The 20,481-nt window shown below is 54.7% G+C and carries 18 protein-coding genes; 8 read left to right on the top strand and 10 right to left on the bottom strand.

Annotated elements, in window-relative coordinates; translation table 11 throughout:
- Window positions 1–10: 10 nt before the first annotated feature.
- The 6 genes from atpB to asnC form a co-directional block, all read right to left on the bottom strand.
- A complete protein-coding gene (atpB, locus tag LRM19_RS12845; protein ID WP_008500193.1) occupies window positions 11–826 on the bottom strand; it encodes a F0F1 ATP synthase subunit A in 816 nt (271 codons plus the stop codon).
- An 8-nt stretch (window positions 827–834) separates the two neighbouring features.
- Window positions 835–1,215: a F0F1 ATP synthase subunit I gene (atpI, locus tag LRM19_RS12840; protein WP_008500194.1), complete on the bottom strand. Its 381-nt coding sequence runs from the start codon at window positions 1,213–1,215 to the stop codon at window positions 835–837.
- 616 nt (window positions 1,216–1,831) lie between these two features.
- Window positions 1,832–2,455, bottom strand: a complete 624-nt coding sequence (rsmG, locus tag LRM19_RS12835; RefSeq protein ID WP_115876778.1) for a 16S rRNA (guanine(527)-N(7))-methyltransferase RsmG — start codon at window positions 2,453–2,455, stop codon at window positions 1,832–1,834.
- A gap of 107 nt (window positions 2,456–2,562) precedes the next feature.
- A complete protein-coding gene (mnmG, locus tag LRM19_RS12830; protein ID WP_127732687.1) occupies window positions 2,563–4,452 on the bottom strand; it encodes a tRNA uridine-5-carboxymethylaminomethyl(34) synthesis enzyme MnmG in 1,890 nt (629 codons plus the stop codon).
- A gap of 374 nt (window positions 4,453–4,826) precedes the next feature.
- Window positions 4,827–5,276 carry an FMN-binding protein MioC gene (gene mioC / locus LRM19_RS12825; protein ID WP_271369048.1) on the bottom strand — a complete coding sequence of 150 codons (450 nt, stop codon included), beginning with the start codon at window positions 5,274–5,276 and terminating at the stop codon, window positions 4,827–4,829.
- Window positions 5,277–5,366: 90 nt separating this feature from the next.
- Window positions 5,367–5,825 carry a transcriptional regulator AsnC gene (asnC, locus tag LRM19_RS12820; RefSeq protein ID WP_008500198.1) on the bottom strand — a complete coding sequence of 153 codons (459 nt, stop codon included), beginning with the start codon at window positions 5,823–5,825 and terminating at the stop codon, window positions 5,367–5,369.
- Window positions 5,826–5,976: 151 nt separating this feature from the next.
- On the opposite strand from asnC, the gene asnA reads away from it, so the two are divergent.
- Entirely contained in the window at window positions 5,977–6,969 is a 993-nt protein-coding gene (gene asnA / locus LRM19_RS12815; RefSeq protein WP_133295375.1) for an aspartate--ammonia ligase, read from the top strand.
- Here the strand turns inward: asnA and viaA are convergent, their stop codons facing one another.
- Window positions 6,970–8,421 (bottom strand): ATPase RavA stimulator ViaA, encoded by a 1,452-nt coding sequence (viaA, locus tag LRM19_RS12810; protein ID WP_271369047.1) that lies wholly within the window; start codon window positions 8,419–8,421, stop codon window positions 6,970–6,972. It lies immediately after the preceding gene.
- A complete protein-coding gene (ravA, locus tag LRM19_RS12805) occupies window positions 8,415–9,911 on the bottom strand; it encodes an ATPase RavA (RefSeq protein ID WP_115876782.1) in 1,497 nt (498 codons plus the stop codon). Before ravA ends, viaA begins: the two co-directional genes overlap by 7 nt.
- Before the next feature lie 222 nt (window positions 9,912–10,133).
- Here ravA and kup point away from each other — a divergent pair, with 222 nt between their 5' ends.
- The 7 genes from kup to rbsR all read left to right on the top strand — a co-directional run bounded on the left by kup (window position 10,134) and on the right by rbsR (window position 18,072).
- Window positions 10,134–12,002 (top strand): low affinity potassium transporter Kup, encoded by a 1,869-nt coding sequence (gene kup, locus LRM19_RS12800; RefSeq protein WP_271369046.1) that lies wholly within the window; start codon window positions 10,134–10,136, stop codon window positions 12,000–12,002.
- A gap of 216 nt (window positions 12,003–12,218) precedes the next feature.
- Window positions 12,219–12,638: a D-ribose pyranase gene (gene rbsD / locus LRM19_RS12795; protein ID WP_003862392.1), complete on the top strand. Its 420-nt coding sequence runs from the start codon at window positions 12,219–12,221 to the stop codon at window positions 12,636–12,638.
- A gap of 7 nt (window positions 12,639–12,645) precedes the next feature.
- Entirely contained in the window at window positions 12,646–14,151 is a 1,506-nt protein-coding gene (gene rbsA, locus LRM19_RS12790) for a ribose ABC transporter ATP-binding protein RbsA (RefSeq protein WP_271369045.1), read from the top strand.
- A 4-nt stretch (window positions 14,152–14,155) separates the two neighbouring features.
- Window positions 14,156–15,121, top strand: a complete 966-nt coding sequence (gene rbsC, locus LRM19_RS12785; protein WP_021242657.1) for a ribose ABC transporter permease — start codon at window positions 14,156–14,158, stop codon at window positions 15,119–15,121.
- A 27-nt stretch (window positions 15,122–15,148) separates the two neighbouring features.
- On the top strand, window positions 15,149–16,039 hold the full coding sequence (gene rbsB, locus LRM19_RS12780; protein WP_008503498.1) for a ribose ABC transporter substrate-binding protein RbsB: 891 nt from the start codon (window positions 15,149–15,151) through the stop codon (window positions 16,037–16,039).
- A 107-nt stretch (window positions 16,040–16,146) separates the two neighbouring features.
- Window positions 16,147–17,076 (top strand): ribokinase, encoded by a 930-nt coding sequence (rbsK, locus tag LRM19_RS12775; RefSeq protein WP_271369167.1) that lies wholly within the window; start codon window positions 16,147–16,149, stop codon window positions 17,074–17,076.
- Window positions 17,077–17,079: 3 nt separating this feature from the next.
- Complete coding sequence (gene rbsR / locus LRM19_RS12770) at window positions 17,080–18,072, top strand: ribose operon transcriptional repressor RbsR (protein ID WP_111964226.1); 993 nt, start codon at window positions 17,080–17,082, stop codon at window positions 18,070–18,072.
- On the opposite strand, the gene mdtD is transcribed toward rbsR, so the two are convergent.
- Window positions 18,038–19,471 (bottom strand): multidrug transporter subunit MdtD, encoded by a 1,434-nt coding sequence (mdtD, locus tag LRM19_RS12765; RefSeq protein ID WP_271369044.1) that lies wholly within the window; start codon window positions 19,469–19,471, stop codon window positions 18,038–18,040. The genes rbsR and mdtD overlap by 35 nt on opposite strands.
- Window positions 19,468–20,175 (bottom strand): FadR/GntR family transcriptional regulator, encoded by a 708-nt coding sequence (locus LRM19_RS12760; RefSeq protein ID WP_271369043.1) that lies wholly within the window; start codon window positions 20,173–20,175, stop codon window positions 19,468–19,470. The genes mdtD and LRM19_RS12760 overlap by 4 nt, the downstream gene beginning before the upstream one ends.
- Between the last annotated feature and the right edge of the window lie 306 nt (window positions 20,176–20,481).

The following is a 20,481-nucleotide window of genomic DNA, read 5'->3' as shown; positions in this document are numbered from 1 at the left end:
TGGTAAAAAATCAGTGCTCTTCAGACGCCATCGACAGATAGACGATCGTCAGAACCATGAAGATAAAGGCTTGCAGCGTAATGATCAGGATGTGGAAAATGGCCCACGGCACATTCAGAACCCACTGTGACCACCACGGCAGAAGACCCGCGATCAGAATGAAAATCAGCTCACCCGCATACATGTTGCCGAACAGTCGCAGACCCAGTGAAACAGGTTTGGACAGCAGGCTAACGCCTTCCAGGATCAGGTTGACCGGAATAAACGCCCAGTGGTTGAACGGCTGCAAGGTAAGCTCTTTCACAAAGCCGCTTACGCCTTTCATTTTGATGCTGTAGAAAAGAATCAGGATAAATACGCCCAGCGCCATCGACAGGGTGATGTTCACGTCCGCAGACGGTACAACACGCAGCGCTGGCAGGCCGAAGATGTGCTCACCGATAAACGGCAGCAGATCGATTGGCAGCAGGTCCATCAGGTTCATCAGGAAGACCCACACGAACACGGTCAGGGCCAGCGGAGCAATCAGCTTGCTCTTGCCATGGTACATGTCTTTGACGCTGCCATGGACGAAGCCGATGATCATTTCGATGAAGGTCTGGAATTTCCCTGGTACACCGCTGGTCGCTCGTTTAGCAACACCGCGGAACATGGCCAGGAACAGAAGACCCAAAACCACCGAGAAGAACATGGAGTCGATGTTGATCGTCCAGAAGGTGGCCGGGGGGTTATGTGGATCCACCAGCGAGAATGTACGCAGGTCCAACTGAAGGTTATTCAGATGGTGACCTATGTAATCCTGCGGCGTCATATTTTCTGAAGCCATGATGCCTTTTACCCTTTGTTATTGATTACAGCTGGAGCCAGAACTTGTACCACCAGCACCAAAACCCACGTTGCTATCAGCGGCATGAAGACCACTTTCAAAACCGCCAGCGCCATCACCAGTAGAGCAAAGGTCAGCAACACCTTACACACTTCGCCGAGAGCGAAGGACCAGGCCACGCGGCCTTTGGCGGGTGTATGCGCCTGATGACGCCAGGCAAAAATCATAAACAACACGTTTGGCAGCACAACTGCCAAACCCCCGCACACGGCGGAGATGCCCCAGAAGGGGTCTTTGAGGCTAAACAGCAGTCCACTTGCTATCACAGCCAGAAACTGAATGAACAGAAGCTTACGAGCAACGTTTCTACTCAAGAGCGACACAGACATCACGTTTTTACTCCTGCTCCCTTCGAGGTATGCCGCGTGTCGTATAAAACGTCCTTTAAGGCTCAGAGTCAAGCATCAAAAAGCGGTCAAATTATACGGTGCGCACCCGTGATTTCAAACATTAAGTAGCGAAAAGGTGAATAAATGTTTAAATATTTTTCCCCACCGCTATTTTTTAACTTTCGAGTAAAGCACCAACCTTCGACCAAAACTGCAAACAGCGCGAAAACGTTGTCGATAAAGCGTGCACGAGATCACAAAACACACATTTGCGATAAGGTTGTATTTATCAAAGGCGCAAATCGCAGAAATTTATCTTTATGAAATTAAACGCAAAATGTCGCAACTATTTTCAAAACAGCCCGGTACACAACAAAAACGTTTTATTGACATTCTTAATAAATAATTAACATTGCGTTCTGGTTACTGCTTTCCACTTTTAGCAGACTTATATTTTCACAGATGACTATCTTCCAGGGGAAGAATAGTCACCAGGTTAACCAGAAGAAAAACCTTAGTGAAAACGAGGTTAAAAGCTCACCAGTAAATCCCCTGTAGTTGTGCTGTTTTTTAACATGCGAAGAACAGCACAAATTCCACATTTTTTATTAATTTTTTAAAAATTGTTTGGCTTAATTATCACCAGATGACGTTCGCCATCGAGCTGAGGAATGTTCAATTTCTCGATGGATTCAACAGCAAAACCGTCCGGAAGCTGTTCAATCTCATCGCCTGGCAACTGCCCTTTTAGCGCATAAAAGCGGCCATTCTCAGCAGGTAAGTGCTTGCACCAGCTCACCATATCATTGAGCGACGCAAATGCGCGGCTGATAACCCCGTCAAACGGCGGCTCTGCCGGGAACGCCTCTACCCTGCTCTGCACGGGCGTAATATTTTCAAGCTTCAGCTCATGCTGTACCTGACGTAAAAAGCGCACACGCTTGCCAAGACTGTCCAGAAGCGTGAAATGGCTCTCAGGGCGAACAATCGACAGCGGAATGCCCGGCAGACCAGGGCCCGTCCCCACGTCGATAAAACGCTCACCTTTCAGATAAGGGGCAACCACGATGCTGTCGAGAATGTGGCGAACGAGCATCTCGTTGGGGTCGCGAACAGACGTCAGGTTGTACGCTTTATTCCATTTGTTCAGCATATCGACATAGGCCACCAGCTGATTTTTCTGGTGATCGGTGAGCGAAATACCTGCCTGATCCAGCAGACGAGAGAGTTTGTTGAGCACGGTGAATACCTGTTGGAAAACTTAGGTGGCGGGTGGCGCTTGGCTTACCCGCCCTACGGGTTCAGTAGGCCCGGTAAGCGCTGCTCCACCGGGCAATATTCCGGGCCTTACGCGCTACGGCGCAGCATGCCCTGCTTTTTCAGCCACACCAGCAGAATGGAAATCGCTGCAGGCGTGACGCCGGAGATACGTGAGGCCTGGCCGATCGAGACCGGTTTGTGATCGTTCAGCTTGGCGATCACTTCGTTGGAAAGGCCAGTCACCTGGCGGTAGTCCAGCATTTCCGGCAGCAGCGTGTTTTCGTTACGCTGCTGTTTTTCGATCTCATCCTGCTGACGCGCGATGTAACCTTCGTACTTAACCTGGATCTCAACCTGCTCTGCCGCTTCAGCATCTTCCAGGCCCGGCGCGAACGCGGTCAGTTTGACCAGGTTCTCGTAGGTGACTTCAGGACGGCGCAACAAATCTTCACCGCTGGCCTCGCGCGACATCGGCGCGGTTAAGTAAGCGTTTACTTCGGCAGCGGTTTCCGCCTGCGGATTCACCCAGGTGGTTTTCAGGCGCTGACGTTCCTGTTCAATGCGCTCCAGCTTCTCGTTAAAGCGCGCCCAGCGTTCGTCATCGACCAGACCCAGCTCGCGGCCGATTTCGGTCAAACGCAGGTCGGCGTTATCTTCACGCAGCATCAGGCGATATTCCGCGCGAGAGGTAAACATACGGTACGGTTCTTTGGTACCCAGCGTGCAGAGATCGTCAACCAGCACGCCCAGATACGCCTGAGAACGGCCGGGTGCCCAGCCCTCTTTCTCAGCAGAGAAACGCGCGGCGTTCAGACCGGCAAGCAGGCCCTGTGCAGCAGCTTCTTCGTAGCCGGTGGTGCCGTTAATCTGACCCGCAAAGAACAGACCGTGGATGAATTTGCTCTCCAGGGTTGGCTTCAGGTCACGCGGATCGAAGAAATCGTACTCAATAGCGTAGCCAGGGCGAACGATTTTTGCGTTCTCCATGCCCTGCATTGAGCGAACAATTTGCATCTGCACGTCAAACGGCAGGCTGGTGGAGATGCCGTTCGGGTAAATTTCGTTCGAGGTCAGCCCTTCCGGCTCCAGGAAGATCTGGTGCTGGTTGCGATCGGCGAAGCGCATCACTTTGTCCTCGATCGACGGGCAGTAGCGCGGACCGATCCCTTCGATCACGCCGGCGTACATGGGGCTGCGATCGAGGTTATTGCGGATCACGTCGTGGGTTTTCTCGTTGGTATGCGTGATATAGCACGGCACCTGCTGCGGATGCTGTGCCGCATTGCCCATGAACGAGAAGACCGGCATTGGGTTATCACCGTGCTGTTGCGCCAGCACGCTGAAATCAATGGTGCGCGCATCAATACGCGGCGGCGTACCGGTTTTCAGGCGGCTAACGCGCAGCGGCAGTTCGCGCAGACGGCGAGACAATGGAATAGACGGCGGATCGCCAGCACGGCCGCCGCTGTAGTTATCCAGACCGATATGAATTTTACCGTCAAGGAATGTACCCACGGTCAGCACCACGGCTTTGGCGCGGAATTTGAGGCCCATCTGGGTCACGGCACCCACGACGCGATCGTTCTCAACGATTAGATCTTCAACCGCCTGCTGGAAGATCATCAGGTTCGGCTGATTCTCCAGGGCGGTACGCACCGCCTGACGGTAAAGTACGCGGTCTGCCTGAGCACGGGTCGCACGCACAGCGGGACCTTTACTCGCGTTTAGTATCCTAAACTGGATGCCGGCCCGATCGATCGCTTTCGCCATCAGGCCGCCAAGTGCATCCACTTCTTTTACCAGGTGTCCTTTCCCAATGCCGCCAATCGCCGGATTACAGGACATTTGTCCCAGCGTGTCGATATTGTGTGTCAAAAGCAGGGTCTGCTGACCCATTCGCGCTGCGGCCATTGCGGCCTCAGTGCCTGCGTGACCCCCGCCAATGATGATGACGTCAAAAGGATCCTGATAAAACATGGTGGTCTGCCTCGCGTAAAGCGGTATGAAAATGGATTGAAGCCCGGGCCGTGGATTCTACTCAACTTTAGTCTTTCGAGAAAGCATTGGGATCCTGGGCTATTAAAAAGAAGATCTTTTTATTTAGAGATCTGTTCTATTGTGATCTCTTATTAGGATCGCGAACCTGTGTGGATAAGTCCGATCTCATAAAGAAGATCATGCAGTTAGAAAGGATCGTTTGCTGTGAATGATCAGTGATCCTGGACCGTATAAGCTGGGATCAGATCGCGACTTTATACACAGGCCAAAAACGGCGCTACGGTTGTTATTTGGATAACTACGGGTTAATACGAGCTTTTAACCAGAGTTATCCACATCTGTTCGCGCGATCTTTAATCGTTTTTGAGTAAATTTTTCCATTCCGCGAGCCAGATCTCGGCTGGATCCTCGGGAATGTCATGATCGAGGATGTTGATCTTGAGCGTTTCACCCAGCTGTTTTGCTCCGCAGGAGGTAACAGCGGCTTCGACTTTCTCTATTGCCCCGCAAAAGGTGTCATATTCACGACTGCCGATCCCCACTGCGCCAAAACGGATGTTTGACAGGTCGGGCTGCTGTTCCAGCAGTTCGTCATATAAAGGTTGCAGATTATCCGGCAGATCCCCCGCGCCGTGCGTGGAGGTGATCAGCAGCCAGACCCCGTCAGTCGGGAGATCTTCAAGCAACGGGCCGTGCAGGGTTTCCGTGGAAAAGCCCGCCTCTTCCAGCTTTTCAGCCAGATGTTCCGCTACGTATTCCGCACCACCAAGGGTGCTGCCGCTGATAAGGGTAATGTCCGCCATTGATCGCTCGCCCAGATAAAGAGACGGCCATTGTACGCTGTGAACGAGCTGGGATCTACCTGTGGAAAATGTGGGAATGAATTTGCCCGATCACGGGCGGATGGTACGCATGATCGGGTTTTGCAAGGAGATCAGGGTCTCGGTGGACTGAATTTCATCGATTGTTTGGATCTTGTTGATAAGTACCTGCTGGAGCGCGTCGATGGATCGGCACATAACTTTAATAAAGATGCTGTAGTGCCCGGTGGTGTAGTACGCCTCGGTGACTTCATCCAGCGCGTTCAGTTTCGCCAGGGCAGAAGGGTAGTCTTTGGCGCTTTTAAGAATGATGCCGATGAAGCAGCAGACGTCGTAACCCAGCTGCTTTGGGCTAACGTCAATGCGCGCACCGGTAATGATCCCTGCCTGCTTCATCTTTTCTACGCGAACGTGAATGGTTCCCGGGCTGACGCCAAACTGTTTTGCCAGTTCGGCATAGGCGGTGCGGGCATTAGCCATTAAGGCCTCCAGAATGCCGCGGTCGAGATTGTCGATCTGATAATTTTCCATAGCTTTTTCTTATGAAGATTAATGAATCACTTTATTCTAGCGCTATATTTTATCGAATCAAAAATGAAGGTGGCTTTTTGCTGATGGGTTATTGAATAAGTCGCCGTTTCTGTTGCTTAATCAATATCAACAGGACGCAGGAGTATAAATAATGAAAACCGCTTACATCGCAAAACAACGCCAGATCAGTTTCGTAAAATCCCATTTTTCCCGCCAGCTGGAAGAGAAGCTTGGGCTGATTGAAGTCCAGGCACCGATCCTCAGCCGCGTGGGTGACGGGACGCAGGATAACCTCTCTGGATGCGAAAAAGCGGTACAGGTGAAAGTGAAAACACTGCCAGACGCCCAGTTCGAAGTGGTTCATTCACTGGCGAAGTGGAAGCGTCAGACCCTGGGACAACACGACTTCAGCGCGGGCGAAGGGCTCTACACGCACATGAAAGCCCTTCGCCCTGATGAAGATCGCCTTTCACCGATTCATTCTGTTTACGTTGACCAGTGGGACTGGGAGCGCGTAATGGGTGATGGTGAACGTCATATCGGTACGCTGAAATCCACCGTTGAGGCGATCTACGCCGGGATCAAAGCAACCGAAGCGGCAGTGAGCAAAGAGTTTGGTCTGGCAACGTTCCTGCCGGATACGATCCACTTTGTCCACAGCCAGGAACTGCTGACCCGTTTCCCGGATCTGGATGCCAAAGGCCGCGAGCGTGCGATCGCCAAAGAATTAGGTGCTGTGTTCCTGATCGGTATCGGCGGCAAATTGTCTGATGGCAAACGCCACGACGTTCGTGCGCCTGATTATGATGACTGGAGTACTGCGGGTGAGGGCGAATTTGCCGGGCTGAACGGCGATATTCTTGTCTGGAACCCGATACTGGAAGACGCATTCGAGCTCTCTTCTATGGGGATCCGCGTGGATGCTGACGCGCTGAAGCGCCAGCTGGCGGTCACCGGTGATGAAGACCGTCTCAAACTCGAGTGGCACCAGGCGCTGCTGCGCGGAGAAATGCCGCAGACGATTGGCGGCGGTATTGGCCAGTCCCGTCTGACCATGCTGCTGCTGCAATTACCTCATATCGGTCAGGTTCAGTGTGGTGTCTGGCCGCAGCAGGTACGTGAAAGCGTCGGTTCTCTTCTGTAATTAACGCTGCCAGCGTCTGAGCAGGCGGCTACGCAGCCCGGTATCAAAGCGCCAGATATGATCGAAGATGCGCATGATGCCGGGTTTTCCATGGGCGGACATCGCCACCGCATGAAAACGGTGTTGATGCACCCGCTGTAATTCCTTCACCTTATTGACCACATCATCCGGCAGCCGCTGGGCAATAAAATCGGAAATCACCACTGCGTCAGCGTCGTACCAGTCGCCGCCCTGCATACGCTCCACAATGCTGCGAAAACAGCTTGCCAGATCGGTTCCACCGCGAAAACGCTGGCTCAGGAAGCGGATTGCCTGCTCGATCCCCTGCTGGTTCGTCAGCTCATAGCCCACGACTTCGCTGGAGAACAGCATGATGAAGCAGCGACGGCGATCGGCGAGCGCCACGCGCATCAGTGCCAGACAGAACGCCTTCGCACACTGCTCGTTAAACCCACCCATCGATCCGGACGTATCCACGCAAACGATGAATGGCCCGCGCGGCTGTTCATCAAAATCCTGATGAACCACAGGGCGCTGGCTTACCTTCTCGCGCCAGGCTTCGCCGTGCAGCCGGTAGGTGAGGAGCTGTTTTTCCACCAGCCGACGGTAAAACTCATACTCCAGCTCGGTCATCCCGAGCGTGCTCAGTTCCGTGGGCAGCAGGCGTAAAATGTCATCACTCTGCTGGAGCCCGTCGACCTGCTCCGGCACGGTAGCCGGTTCGCGCACCAGGGTGCGGAAGGTCTCCATGGGGGCATCTTTCTTTGGGACCGACATTGCCTCCCTTGAGCGACCCAGCTGTTCTGCAAGCTTCATCAGCTCGGGCTGCTGCGCCAGAAAATCGCCGTATTTGACGATCAGCTGATAGTCCCCGCGCCGGAGCTGACCGGCGCTCATATCCCAGAGACGCCCTGCGGCGTTTTCATTCTCCACCAGCACCTGCTCAAGCTGGCCGCTTAAGGTCATGCGCTCCTGAACTTCACTGAGCAGCTGTTCGCGCTCTTCGTCCAGCAGCTGCTGGTTTAGCGTCGTAGCCTGCACCACCAGGCTGAGGCGCCAGCGCTGTAAGAAGAGGGTGTGCAGTGCGGGAGTGAACGTGGCGTTATCCGTGACCAGCGCCCGGGCCTGGCTGGCAAACGGAGAGTGGACCTTGTCGAGCAGCGTCAGGGTTTGCGGAAGCTGAACGATAAACTGCGATGTGGAGAGCCGCTGGCACTGCTGATAACAGGCCACCTCTTCCGTTAGCTCAGGCGGAACTTCGGTCTCCCTGAACCGCTGACGCAAATTTTCCCGCCAGCGCGGAAGATCGTCCGTCATCGCCTTTTTGAGCTTCGGAAATTTTTCAAAGAAGGCTGCCAGCTGCGGCGAAGCCAGAAGGGTTATGACCACTTCTTCGATCAACCCTTCCTCGCTGACGGCCAGCATGACGTTAAGCGTATCCAGAGTTAGCATTGACGCGCCTGTTTAATCTGCGCGCTGACGTCCTGCAGGCTGGCTTCGATGCGACCTAACCAGTCGCTATGAATAAAGAGGCACTTTTGCTGCTCGCTAAAGCGGGTGTGCTGCTGGTGCCATTCCGTATCCAGCGCTTCCAGCTGCTGCTTAATCTCCTCGGGGACGCTGTCAGAGGCGGTTCCCGGCAGCGCGAGACGCGAGCCCTGCAGGCTGACGTCACGGATCACCAGGTGCTGGCTGCTGTCCACTTCCATATTCAGCGGCTGCGCGAAACCGATGCCGTTGAGCTTTCCACGGATCTCTCCGCCCTTATCCAGCCACTGTGCCAGCGCCTCGCGCTCAATCGTCACATGCACCACCTGCATATCATGCAGCTTAAGCGGCTGTTGGAGCAGCAGGGTCAGCGTCGGGCTGGTGAGTTCGGTGGGTAATTCATAGTGCGGTTTGCGTGCGAACATCCCCCCCAGGCGATTCACTTTCAGCGCGGTTTTATCACTTTGCTGCTGCTGGAGCTGGATGCGCCGCTGGGCAATCGCCCCCAACTGATTGAGCATCGCCTGCTGTCCCCAGGCGTGTCCGGTCATCAAAACGTCAAGCTGCTGCTGCATCAGGTTCATGCCTTCCGCGTCGTGCCAGAGGCAGTCTTTCAGCAGGATCAGATCGATGGGCGCCACGGCATCGCGGCCGCTGAACAGGGCGCTGGCCTGCAGCAGACGGATCGCTTTTTTCCAGCGGCGATCGGAGACATAGGGCGCCGAGGGAAGGTGATCAAGCTGCTGACGCAGCAGATAGATCAGCTCGAATACCGCGTCCGGCAATTTGATTTTGCCAATATCCTGCTGCCACTGGTGGTACTCCTCATCCGTCACCTGCAGCGAAGCGGGTACCGGATTTTCGCTCTCGTCCTGCTGGCTGACCAGCATGGAGCGGAAGTTGGATTTATCCTGTACTTTGTCCAGCCACAGGCGGATCAGCATACGGTCATACAGCGCTTCCAGGCTGCTGTCGGCTTCAGGCAGTTCGTTTGAGGCGGCCACCAGCAGGCGCATTGGGATTTTTTCTTCACTGGCGCCGTTGCGGAACCGACGTTCGTTTATCGCCGTGAGCAGGGTGTTCAGAATGGCCGGTCCCGCTTTCCAGATCTCATCAAGAAAGACAATTTCAGCCTCCGGAAGATACCCTTCTGTCAGACGCTGATAGCGCCCCTCATCTTTCAGTGCCTGAATGGAAAGCGGGCCAAAAACTTCTTCTGGGGTGGAAAACCGGGTCATGAGATATTCGAAGGCGCGGGCGTTCTGAAAAGCAAATTTTAGCCTGCGGGCAATCAGGCTTTTGGCAATGCCCGGCGGACCCAGCAAAAACACGCTCTCGCCGCTCAACGCCGCCAGTAAACAGAGGCGAATGGCGTGGCTACGCTCGAAAAGGCCTTTCTCCAGCGCGCTGCTAAGGCGGGAAATTCTTTCTGCTAATAAATGTGAGTGAGCCATAATAGTTTTGCATCCTTTCGCCGTCGTGGCGGCCAATTGAAGCGAGTATAGACGTTTCAGTCAGGGCTGGTAATAGACTGAAGTGCGGCGCAATTTTCTTTGCGCTACATTAATGCGGTTGCATTTAGGGGTACGATTTTGCATTGAATCGTGCATACTGTGCGCTTTTTGTGGGCCAAGGGACCAGGAACACATTTGTTATTCAAACGAAAAGACTAGTCTATGAGCACTGATAATAAGCAATCATTACCCGCAATAACGCTTGCGGCGATCGGGGTTGTCTACGGTGATATTGGCACCAGCCCGCTTTATACGCTTCGTGAATGTCTGTCCGGCCAGTTTGGCTTTGGTGTTGAGCGCGATGCCGTATTTGGCTTCCTGTCCCTCATCTTCTGGCTGCTGATCCTGGTGGTTTCTGTTAAATATCTCTCCTTCGTTATGCGCGCTGATAACGCGGGCGAAGGCGGTATCCTGACCCTGATGTCCCTGGCAGGGCGCAACACCTCTGCCAGAATGACCTCCGTGCTGGTGATTATCGGCCTGATTGGCGGCAGCTTCTTCTATGGCGAGGTGGTTATCACGCCCGCGATTTCGGTCCTCTCGGCGATAGAGGGGCTGGAGATCATTGCGCCGCAGCTTGATACGTGGGTGGTCCCGCTGGCCATAATCGTGCTGACGCTGCTGTTTGTGATCCAGAAGCACGGTACCGGGCTGGTGGGTAAACTGTTTGCACCAATTATGCTGGCCTGGTTCCTTATCCTGGCCGCGCTTGGCTTGCGCAGCATTATTGCTAACCCGGAAGTGCTGCATGCGCTGAACCCCTACTGGGCCGTGCATTTCTTCCTCGAATACAAAGTGGTTTCCTTCGTGGCGCTGGGTGCCGTCGTGCTCTCCATTACCGGCGTTGAAGCGCTATATGCTGACATGGGGCACTTCGGGAAACTGCCTATCCGCGTGGCCTGGTTTATTGTGGTGCTGCCGTCGCTGGTGCTGAACTACTTTGGACAGGGCGCGCTGTTGCTCAAAAATCCGGAAGCGATCAAGAACCCGTTCTTCCTGCTGGCGCCTGACTGGGCGCTGGTGCCGATGCTGATCCTGGCGACGCTGGCGACCGTCATTGCCTCTCAGGCGGTGATTTCCGGCGTGTTTTCTCTGACGCGCCAGGCCGTGCGTCTGGGGTATCTCTCTCCGATGCGCATCATCCATACCTCTGAGATGGAGTCGGGCCAGATCTACATCCCGTTCGTTAACTGGCTGCTCTACTTCGCTGTTGTGATTGTTATCATCAGCTTCGAGCACTCCAGCAACCTGGCGGCGGCGTACGGTATTGCGGTAACCGGTACGATGGTGCTGACATCGCTTCTCTCCACCACGGTGGCGTACCGAAACTGGCACTGGAATAAATTCCTCGTGGCGATGATTCTGGTGGGCTTCCTGTGCATTGACGTGCCGCTGTTCTCCGCAAACCTCGACAAGATTGTCTCCGGCGGCTGGCTGCCGCTGACGCTGGGTCTGGTGATGTTCATCGTCATGACCACCTGGAAAAGCGAGCGTTTCCGTCTGCTGCGCCGCATGCACGAGCACGGGAACTCTCTTGAGGCGATGATCGCTTCTCTGGAGAAATCCCCGCCGGTCCGCGTGCCGGGCACCGCGGTGTACATGTCTCGCGCCCTGAACGTCATTCCCTTCGCGCTGATGCATAACCTCAAGCACAACAAAGTGCTGCACGAGCGCGTGATCCTGCTGACGCTGCGCACTGAAGATGCGCCTTACGTTCACAACGTGCGTCGTGTGCAAATCGAGCAGCTCTCCCCGACATTCTGGCGCGTGGTGGCGAGCTACGGCTGGCGTGAAACGCCAAACGTGGAAGAGGTGTTCCACCGCTGCGGTCTTGAAGGGCTGAGCTGCCGGATGATGGAGACGTCGTTCTTTATGTCTCACGAATCGCTTATCATCGGCAAGCGCCCTTGGTATTTGCGCCTGCGCGGCAAGCTGTACCTGATCCTGCAGCGTAACGCCCTGCGCGCGCCTGACCAGTTTGAGATCCCGCCTAACCGCGTGATAGAGCTGGGTACGCAGGTCGAGATTTAAGTCCTTTCGAAAATGCCGGGTGGCGCTGCGCTTACCCGGCCTACCAAACCCGTAGGCCCGTGCAAGCGAAGCGCCGTCGGGCTATTTCTCCCATCAATATTTCACTTAGCGAAACGTTTCGACGTCGATCACAAATCTGTTACGTCATGATGGTTTTCTGAACATTTCTGGCGCTACACTACTTTTAGCGAAACGTTTCGCTAGTGGAGCAAGAAAATGAAGAAAGGCACGGTACTCAACTCAGAAATCTCATCGGTTATTTCCCGTCTGGGGCATACCGATACGCTGGTGGTTTGCGATGCAGGCTTACCGGTTCCGCGCAGCACAACCCGTATTGATATGGCGTTAACGCAGGGTGTTCCTTCGTTTATGCAAGTACTGGAAGTCGTGACTGCGGAGATGCAGGTTGAGGCAGCCATTCTCGCGGCGGAAATCAAACAACATAATCCGCAACTCCACGAAACGTTGCTCAGCCATATTGAGCAACTGCAACAACACCAGGGAAACACCATAGAAATTCGTTACACAACGCACGAGCAGTTCAAACAACAAACCGCAGACAGTCAGGCGGTAATTCGCAGCGGGGAGTGTTCCCCGTATGCGAATATCATTCTCTGTGCTGGCGTCACCTTCTGAGGCCATCATGGACGCATTACTGCAACTCAAAGGGATCGATAAGTCGTTCCCGGGCGTAAAAGCCCTCTCCGGCGCGGCGCTGAACGTCTACCCCGGGCGCGTAATGGCGCTGGTGGGGGAAAACGGCGCCGGCAAATCCACCATGATGAAAGTGCTGACCGGTATCTATCAACGCGATGCTGGCTCACTCCTCTGGCTGGGTAAAGAAACCACCTTCACTGGCCCGAAATCTTCTCAGGAAGCGGGTATCGGCATTATTCACCAGGAGCTGAACCTGATCCCGCAGCTCACCATTGCGGAAAACATCTACCTCGGTCGCGAGTTTGTTAACCGGTTCGGCAAAATCGACTGGAAAACTATGTATGCTGAAGCGGACAAGCTGCTGGCGAAGCTGAACCTGCGCTTTAAGAGCGACCGTCTGGTAGGCGATTTGTCGATTGGCGATCAGCAGATGGTGGAAATCGCGAAGGTGCTGAGCTTTGAGTCGAAGGTCATCATTATGGATGAACCGACCGACGCCCTGACCGATACTGAAACCGAATCCCTGTTCCGCGTTATCCGCGAGCTGAAGTCGCAGGGGCGCGGGATTGTCTATATCTCTCACCGCATGAAAGAGATCTTCGAGATCTGCGACGACGTCACCGTTTTCCGCGACGGGCAGTTTATTGCCGAGCGCGAAGTGGCCACGCTGACCGAAGATACGCTCATTGAAATGATGGTGGGCCGTAAGCTTGAAGATCAATATCCGCATCTGGATAAAGCGCCGGGAGAGATCCGCCTGAAGGTAGACAACCTCTGCGGTCCGGGCGTGAACGACGTGACCTTTACCCTGCGCCAGGGCGAGATCCTGGGCGTGGCGGGCCTGATGGGGGCGGGACGTACCGAGCTGATGAAAGTGTTGTACGGCGCACTGCCGCGCACCAGCGGTTATGTCACCCTTGACGGCCATGAAGTGGTCACCCGCTCTCCGCAGGATGGTCTGGCGAACGGCATCGTCTATATCTCCGAAGACCGCAAACGCGATGGCCTGGTGCTGGGCATGTCGGTAAAAGAGAACATGTCCCTGACCGCGCTGCGCTATTTCAGCCATAGCGGTGGAAGCCTGAAGCATAAAGACGAACAGCAGGCGGTCAGTGATTTTATCCGCCTCTTTAACGTCAAAACCCCGTCGATGGAGCAGGCGATTGGCCTGTTATCCGGCGGGAATCAGCAGAAAGTGGCGATTGCGCGCGGGCTGATGACGCGCCCGAAAGTGCTGATCCTCGACGAGCCAACCCGCGGCGTGGACGTGGGCGCGAAGAAAGAGATCTATCAGCTGATTAACCAGTTTAAGGCCGACGGTCTGAGCATCATTCTGGTCTCTTCCGAGATGCCAGAAGTATTAGGCATGAGCGATCGCATTATCGTTATGCATGAAGGGCATCTCGGCGGTGAATTCACTCGCGAGCAGGCCACCCAGGAAGTTCTGATGGCTGCCGCTGTGGGCAAGCTTAATCGCGTGAATCAGGAGTAAGAAGATGACTACCCAGGCTGTTTCTGGTCGCCGCTATTTCACAAAGGCGTGGCTGATGGAACAAAAATCGCTGATTGCCCTGCTGGTGCTGATCGCGATTGTATCGACCATGAGCCCGAACTTTTTCACCGTTAATAACCTGTTCAACATTCTGCAGCAGACGTCGGTGAATGCCATTATGGCGGTCGGCATGACGCTGGTAATTTTGACCTCAGGTATCGATCTGTCCGTCGGTTCCCTGCTGGCCCTTACCGGCGCGATCGCCGCTTCGCTTGTCGGGATTGAAGTCAACGCCCTGGTGGCCGTGGCCGCGGCCCTGGCGGCAGGGGCCGCGATTGGCGCCGTCACCGGCGTGATTGTGGCAAAAGGTCGCGTTCAGGCATTCATCGCCACGCTGGTGATGATGCTGCTGCTGCGCGGGGTGACCATGGTTTATACCAACGGCAGCCCGGTCAATACCGGCTTCACCGATAACGCCGATCTGTTTGGCTGGTTCGGTATCGGTCGCCCGCTGGGTGTTCCGACACCGGTCTGGATCATGGCTATCGTCTTCCTGGCGGCGTGGTACATGCTGCACCATACCCGTCTGGGCCGTTATATTTATGCGCTGGGCGGTAACGAAGCGGCAACGCGCTTGTCCGGTATCAGCGTTAATAAAGTCAAAGTTATCGTGTACTCCCTGTGCGGTCTGCTGGCGTCACTGGCGGGCATTATCGAAGTGGCGCGCCTCTCTTCCGCGCAGCCGACGGCGGGTACGGGGTATGAGCTGGATGCTATCGCGGCAGTGGTTCTGGGCGGTACGAGTCTTGCGGGTGGTAAAGGTCGCATTGTTGGGACATTGATCGGCGCACTGATTCTCGGTTTCCTGAATAATGGTTTGAATTTGTTAGGTGTTTCCTCCTATTACCAGATGATCGTTAAGGCAGTGGTGATTTTGCTGGCGGTACTGGTAGACAACAAAAAACAGTAACTGACGACACTACAGGACATCTTAGATATGAACATGAAAAAACTGGCTACCCTGGTTTCCGCTGTCGCGCTGAGCGCAACCGTAAGTGCTAACGCCATGGCGAAAGATACCATCGCGCTGGTTGTCTCAACCCTGAACAACCCGTTCTTTGTCTCCCTGAAGGACGGTGCGCAGAAAGAAGCGGACAAGCTGGGCTATAACCTGGTGGTGCTGGATTCACAGAACAACCCGGCGAAAGAGCTGGCTAACGTTCAGGACTTAACCGTTCGTGGCACCAAGATTCTGCTGATCAACCCAACCGACTCTGACGCCGTAGGTAACGCCGTTAAAATGGCAAACCAGGCGAAAATTCCGGTGATCACCCTGGACCGTCAGGCAACCAAAGGCGACGTGGTGAGCCACATTGCGTCTGATAACGTGCTGGGCGGCAAAATCGCGGGTGATTACATCGCGAAGAAAGCTGGCGAAGGCGCGAAAGTTATCGAACTGCAGGGGATTGCCGGTACGTCTGCCGCCCGCGAGCGTGGCGAAGGCTTCCAGCAGGCTGTGGCTGCACACAAATTCAACGTGCTGGCGAGCCAGCCAGCAGACTTCGATCGTACCAAAGGTCTGAACGTCATGCAGAACCTGCTGACCGCACACCCTGATGTGCAGGCGGTCTTCGCGCAGAACGACGAAATGGCGCTCGGTGCGCTGCGTGCTCTGCAGACTGCAGGTAAATCTGATGTGATGGTTGTCGGATTTGACGGCACGCCGGATGGTGAAAAAGCGGTAAACGATGGCAAACTGGCTGCGACCATCGCTCAGCTGCCTGAGCAGATTGGCGCCACTGGCGTTGAAACTGCCGACAAAGTGCTGAAGGGCGAAAAAGTTCAGGCTAAATACCCGGTTGACCTGAAGCTGGTCATCAAGCAGTAAAAGGCGAATCAGGCAGTCGCTGGCTGCCTGAGGGACACCAATAAAAGAAAAGTGTGGCATACGCCACCGGGTAACACCGGTGGCGCTCTCAGATGGACAACCCAACCATGAAAACCGCAGGCAACCTCGTCGTCCTTGGCAGTATCAATGCCGATCACATTCTTAACCTTGAATCGTTCCCTGCACCGGGCGAAACCGTCACGGGTAATCATTATCAGGTGGCATTTGGCGGTAAAGGTGCCAACCAGGCCGTGGCCGCGGGTCGCAGTAGGGCGAATATTGCGTTTATCGCCTGCACGGGTGATGACGATACCGGTGAGCGTGTACGCAAGCAGCTCGCGAGCGACAACGTTGATATCGCACCGGTCAGCGTTGTTGCAGGGGAATCTACCGGCGTGGCGCTGATTTTCGTCAACGCTGAAGGTGAGAATGTCATCGGTATTCATGCTGGGGCTAACGCTGCGCTGACGACGGAGCGCGTAGAAGCGCAACGTGCAATCATCGCCGGAGCTGAAGCCCTGCTCATGCAGCTGGAATCACCGGTTGAAAGCGTGCTGGCCGCCGCAAAAATTGCACATGAAAATCATACCACTGTTGTACTGAACCCGGCCCCAGCACGTGTATTATCAGACGAGCTGCTGGCGCTGGTGGACATCATTACGCCGAACGAAACCGAAGCCGAAAAGCTGACGGGCATTCGCGTAGAAAATGATGACGATGCCGCACGAGCCGCGCGTGCACTGCATGATAAGGGCATCGGCACCGTAATTATCACCCTTGGCAGCCGTGGGGTGTGGGCAAGCGTCAATGGCGAAGGCCGTCGTGTGCCGGGCTTTAAGGTGAAGGCGATTGATACCATTGCAGCGGGAGACACCTTCAATGGTGCACTGGTGACCGCGCTGCTGGAAGGCAAGAAAATGGATGACGCTATTCGCTTCGCTCACGCCGCTGCCGCGATTGCGGTGACGCGCAAGGGCGCCCAGCCTTCCGTTCCGTGGCGTAAAGAGATCGATGAATTCTTAAGTCAGCAGGGGTAACGCTTGGCTACAATGAAAGATGTCGCCCGTATGGCGGGCGTTTCTACCTCGACGGTCTCCCACGTCATTAATAAAGATCGCTTCGTCAGCGAGGCGATTCGGGAAAAAGTCGAAGCTGCGGTAAAAGAACTCAACTATGCGCCGTCTGCGCTGGCGCGCAGCCTTAAGCTCAATCAGACGCGTACTATCGGTATGCTGATCACCGCAAGTACCAACCCCTTTTATTCAGAACTGGTTCGCGGCGTGGAGCGCAGCTGCTTCGAGCGCGGCTACAGCCTGGTGCTGTGTAACACCGAAGGTGACGAGCAGCGCATGAATCGTAACCTGGAGACGCTGATGCAAAAACGCGTCGACGGGCTATTGTTGCTCTGCACCGAAACGCACCAGCCCTCGAAAGAGATCATCCAGCGCTATCCTTCTATTCCCACCGTGATGATGGACTGGGCCCCATTCGACGGAACCAGCGATCTCATTCAGGATAACTCCCTGCTGGGTGGTGATATGGCGACTCAGTATCTGATTGATAAAGGCTATACCCGCATCGCCTGTATTACCGGTCCGCTGGATAAAACCCCGGCGCGTTTGCGTCTGGAAGGGTATCTCTCCGCCATGGATCGAGCAGGGCTCGCCATTCCTGATGGCTACCGGATCACTGGTGATTTCGAATTTAACGGTGGCTTCGAGGCTATGCAGAAACTGCTGACGCAAGCGCAGCGCCCGCAGGCGGTCTTTATTGGTAATGATGCGATGGCGTTTGGTGCCTATCAGGCGTTGTACCAGGCGGGGCTACGCGTGCCGGACGATATGGCGGTGATTGGCTACGATGATATTGAACTTGCCCGCTACATGACGCCGCCGCTGACTACTATTCATCAGCCGAAGGATGAACTGGGCGAGCTGGCCATAGATGTGTTGATCCACCGTATGGCGCAGCCCACGCTGCAGCAACAACGCCTGCAGCTTACTCCTGTTCTGATGGAACGCGGTTCGGTTTAGCTTTCTCTTTATGACGCTCTTTAATCAGGTTTCTGCCGTCTTTCGGTTTTAACAGCATAAAGACCAGCGCCGATACCACGGTAAGTGCGCCCATGGTGATAAAGGTATAGTGGAACTGCTCAACGGTATTTGCGTTGTCAAAACCCTCATAAAACCTCAGCACCGCTGCACTCACGGCAACCCCTAAACTGATCGACAGCTGTTGCGTTACCGCCAGCACGCTGTTGCCGCTACTGGCGTTCTCGTCAGTCAGATCGGCGAGGGTGATGGTGTTCATCGATGTGAACTGCGTCGACATCGCCATGCCCAACACAAACAGCGGCAGGATCAGCATCCAGACGGGTAACGCGGCGGACTGCAGCGAAAACTGCGCAATCATCAAACCGATAAAGACCGTCACGCCAATCAGCGTCTTACGATAGCCAAACCAGCGCAGCACCTGCGTAACGGTTGATTTTGCCAGAATCGAGCCCATTGCCGTGGGCGCCATCATGCAGCCAGCAATCAGGGCCGGGTAGCCGAAACCCACCTGCAGCATTAATGGCATCAGGAACGGCACGCAACCCGTCCCCAGACGAGACGCAATGTTGCCTGCAATCCCTACGGAAAAGGTTCGGGTGTTAAAGAGCCCCAGGGAGATTAACGGTGTCGGGTGGCGGCGCGCGTGACGTATATAAAGAAGAAATAACAGAATACCGCCCAGGATAACGGAGAGCGCTATCCACGTTGCGACGATCTTCTCGCCAAACAGCTCCATCCCACTGGAGAATAACACCAGGCTCAGGCCGAACAGGAAAAAGCCGCCCATGTCGAAGCTGCGCCTTGGCGTGGTGAAGTTCGGCATATATTTGCGGGCATACAGCAGCCCCGCAACGCCAATTGGAATATTAATCAGGAAGATCCAGTGCCAGCTTGCCCAGGTGACAAACACGCCACCGAGTACCGGTCCAAGTATCGGGCCAACAAGGCCTGGCATGGTAACAAAGTTGAGCACGGGAAGTAATTCGCTGCGCGGGTAGGCTCGCAGTAGGGCAAGGCGCGCCACGGGCATCATCATCGCGCCGCCGATGCCCTGCAATACGCGGAAGATAACCAGCTCTGTTAATGATGAGGAGAGCGCACAGGCCAGCGAACCGAGCGTAAAGAGCGTTACGGCCAGCATGAAAACTCTGCGGGTGCCAAAGCGGTCGGCCAGCCAGCCGCTGACCGGTATTAACATTGCCACCGTCAGGGTGTAGCTGATGATGGCTGACTGCATCGCCAGTGGGGAACGGTTGAGGCTTTGCGCAATAGCGGGAAGCGCGGTGTTGAGGATGGTGGCATCCAGTGCCTGCATAAAAAACGCCATGGCTGCAATCCACGGCAATCCGGCCATGCTGCGCGCTTTTTTCTTTGTCATTTATTTACCTGCTGGTGGGTTGGCGCGGCCAGCAATGCCTGGCACGCACTCAGGGCTCGTTGCCCGTCGCTTTCCTGGATGGCATCCACTATCGCCTGATGCAAATCCAGTTTTACCACTTCGTTTTGTGTAATAGAGGTAAAGTAGGTGTGATACACCGAATGAAATAAAGAGGCAAAAGAGGTAAGGAACGGATTGGCGCTCATCATATAGATGTGTTCATGCCAGGCCATATCGACCTCAACCCAGCGTTCGCGGTTGAAGTGTTTTTTCAGGAACACCATCTCTGCCATCAACGCGTTAAGCTGCGCTTTCTGCTCTGCTGTTCCCAGCGTAGCGGCAAGCAGACATGCCTGAGGTTCAAGGCTGCTGCGCATCACCAGAAAGTGATCGACGACCTGATGAAAGTTATCGTCCGTCATCCACCAGGAGAGCAGCTCCTGATCGAGAAAATTCCAGTTACTCTGTGGCATTACGCGTGTGCCAATGCGAGGACGTGGAAGCACCATACCTTTTGCCGTCAGGGTTTTTACCGCCTCGCGAACCGCGGTACGACTCACCCCAAACTGCTCACCCAGCTCCATTTCACCCGGCAGGATGCTACCGGGGGCATATTTACCCGCTAAAATTCGCTGCGCCAGCTTTTCTGCCAGCACGTACGACAGGTTTTTTTGGGCGGCCAGCTGTTGTGCGCTTAATGGCATCGCTTTTATTCCTTAAAGATACATGCTGATAATTATGCCACCTCGAATGTGATTGTGGTTGCAGATACATCAAATAGAACAATTTGTAGCTTGATTTCACCTCTGGTGGTGAAAAAAAACGCGGATGAAAACTTTTTTTAAATTTCCTCTTGTCACGTCGGAATAACTCCCTATAATGCGCCTCCACTGACACGGAACAACGGCACACACGCCGCCGGGTCAGCAGAGAATAGCGTAAATAAACGCTTGACTCTGAAGCGGGAAGGCGTAATATGCACACCCCGCGCCGCTGCGAAAAGCGAAGCG

The organism is Enterobacter sp. PI-10 (assembly GCF_027947695.1).
GTDB lineage: Bacteria > Pseudomonadota > Gammaproteobacteria > Enterobacterales > Enterobacteriaceae > Enterobacter > Enterobacter vonholyi.
This window is presented reverse-complemented; position numbering and strand designations above follow the sequence as displayed.

Coding starts and splice junctions, on each gene's coding strand:
- kup (WP_271369046.1), top strand. CDS start 10,134: ATGAGCACTGATAATAAGCAATCATTACCCGCAATAACGCTTGCGGCG.
- rbsB (WP_008503498.1), top strand. CDS start 15,149: ATGAACATGAAAAAACTGGCTACCCTGGTTTCCGCTGTCGCGCTGAGC.
- atpI (WP_008500194.1), bottom strand. CDS start 1,215: ATGTCTGTGTCGCTCTTGAGTAGAAACGTTGCTCGTAAGCTTCTGTTC.
- viaA (WP_271369047.1), bottom strand. CDS start 8,421: ATGCTAACTCTGGATACGCTTAACGTCATGCTGGCCGTCAGCGAGGAA.
- rbsC (WP_021242657.1), top strand. CDS start 14,156: ATGACTACCCAGGCTGTTTCTGGTCGCCGCTATTTCACAAAGGCGTGG.
- asnC (WP_008500198.1), bottom strand. CDS start 5,825: ATGGAAAATTATCAGATCGACAATCTCGACCGCGGCATTCTGGAGGCC.
- rbsK (WP_271369167.1), top strand. CDS start 16,147: ATGAAAACCGCAGGCAACCTCGTCGTCCTTGGCAGTATCAATGCCGAT.
- mioC (WP_271369048.1), bottom strand. CDS start 5,276: ATGGCGGACATTACCCTTATCAGCGGCAGCACCCTTGGTGGTGCGGAA.
- asnA (WP_133295375.1), top strand. CDS start 5,977: ATGAAAACCGCTTACATCGCAAAACAACGCCAGATCAGTTTCGTAAAA.
- LRM19_RS12760 (WP_271369043.1), bottom strand. CDS start 20,175: ATGCCATTAAGCGCACAACAGCTGGCCGCCCAAAAAAACCTGTCGTAC.
- mdtD (WP_271369044.1), bottom strand. CDS start 19,471: ATGACAAAGAAAAAAGCGCGCAGCATGGCCGGATTGCCGTGGATTGCA.
- rbsA (WP_271369045.1), top strand. CDS start 12,646: ATGGACGCATTACTGCAACTCAAAGGGATCGATAAGTCGTTCCCGGGC.
- ravA (WP_115876782.1), bottom strand. CDS start 9,911: ATGGCTCACTCACATTTATTAGCAGAAAGAATTTCCCGCCTTAGCAGC.
- atpB (WP_008500193.1), bottom strand. CDS start 826: ATGGCTTCAGAAAATATGACGCCGCAGGATTACATAGGTCACCATCTG.
- mnmG (WP_127732687.1), bottom strand. CDS start 4,452: ATGTTTTATCAGGATCCTTTTGACGTCATCATCATTGGCGGGGGTCAC.
- rbsD (WP_003862392.1), top strand. CDS start 12,219: ATGAAGAAAGGCACGGTACTCAACTCAGAAATCTCATCGGTTATTTCC.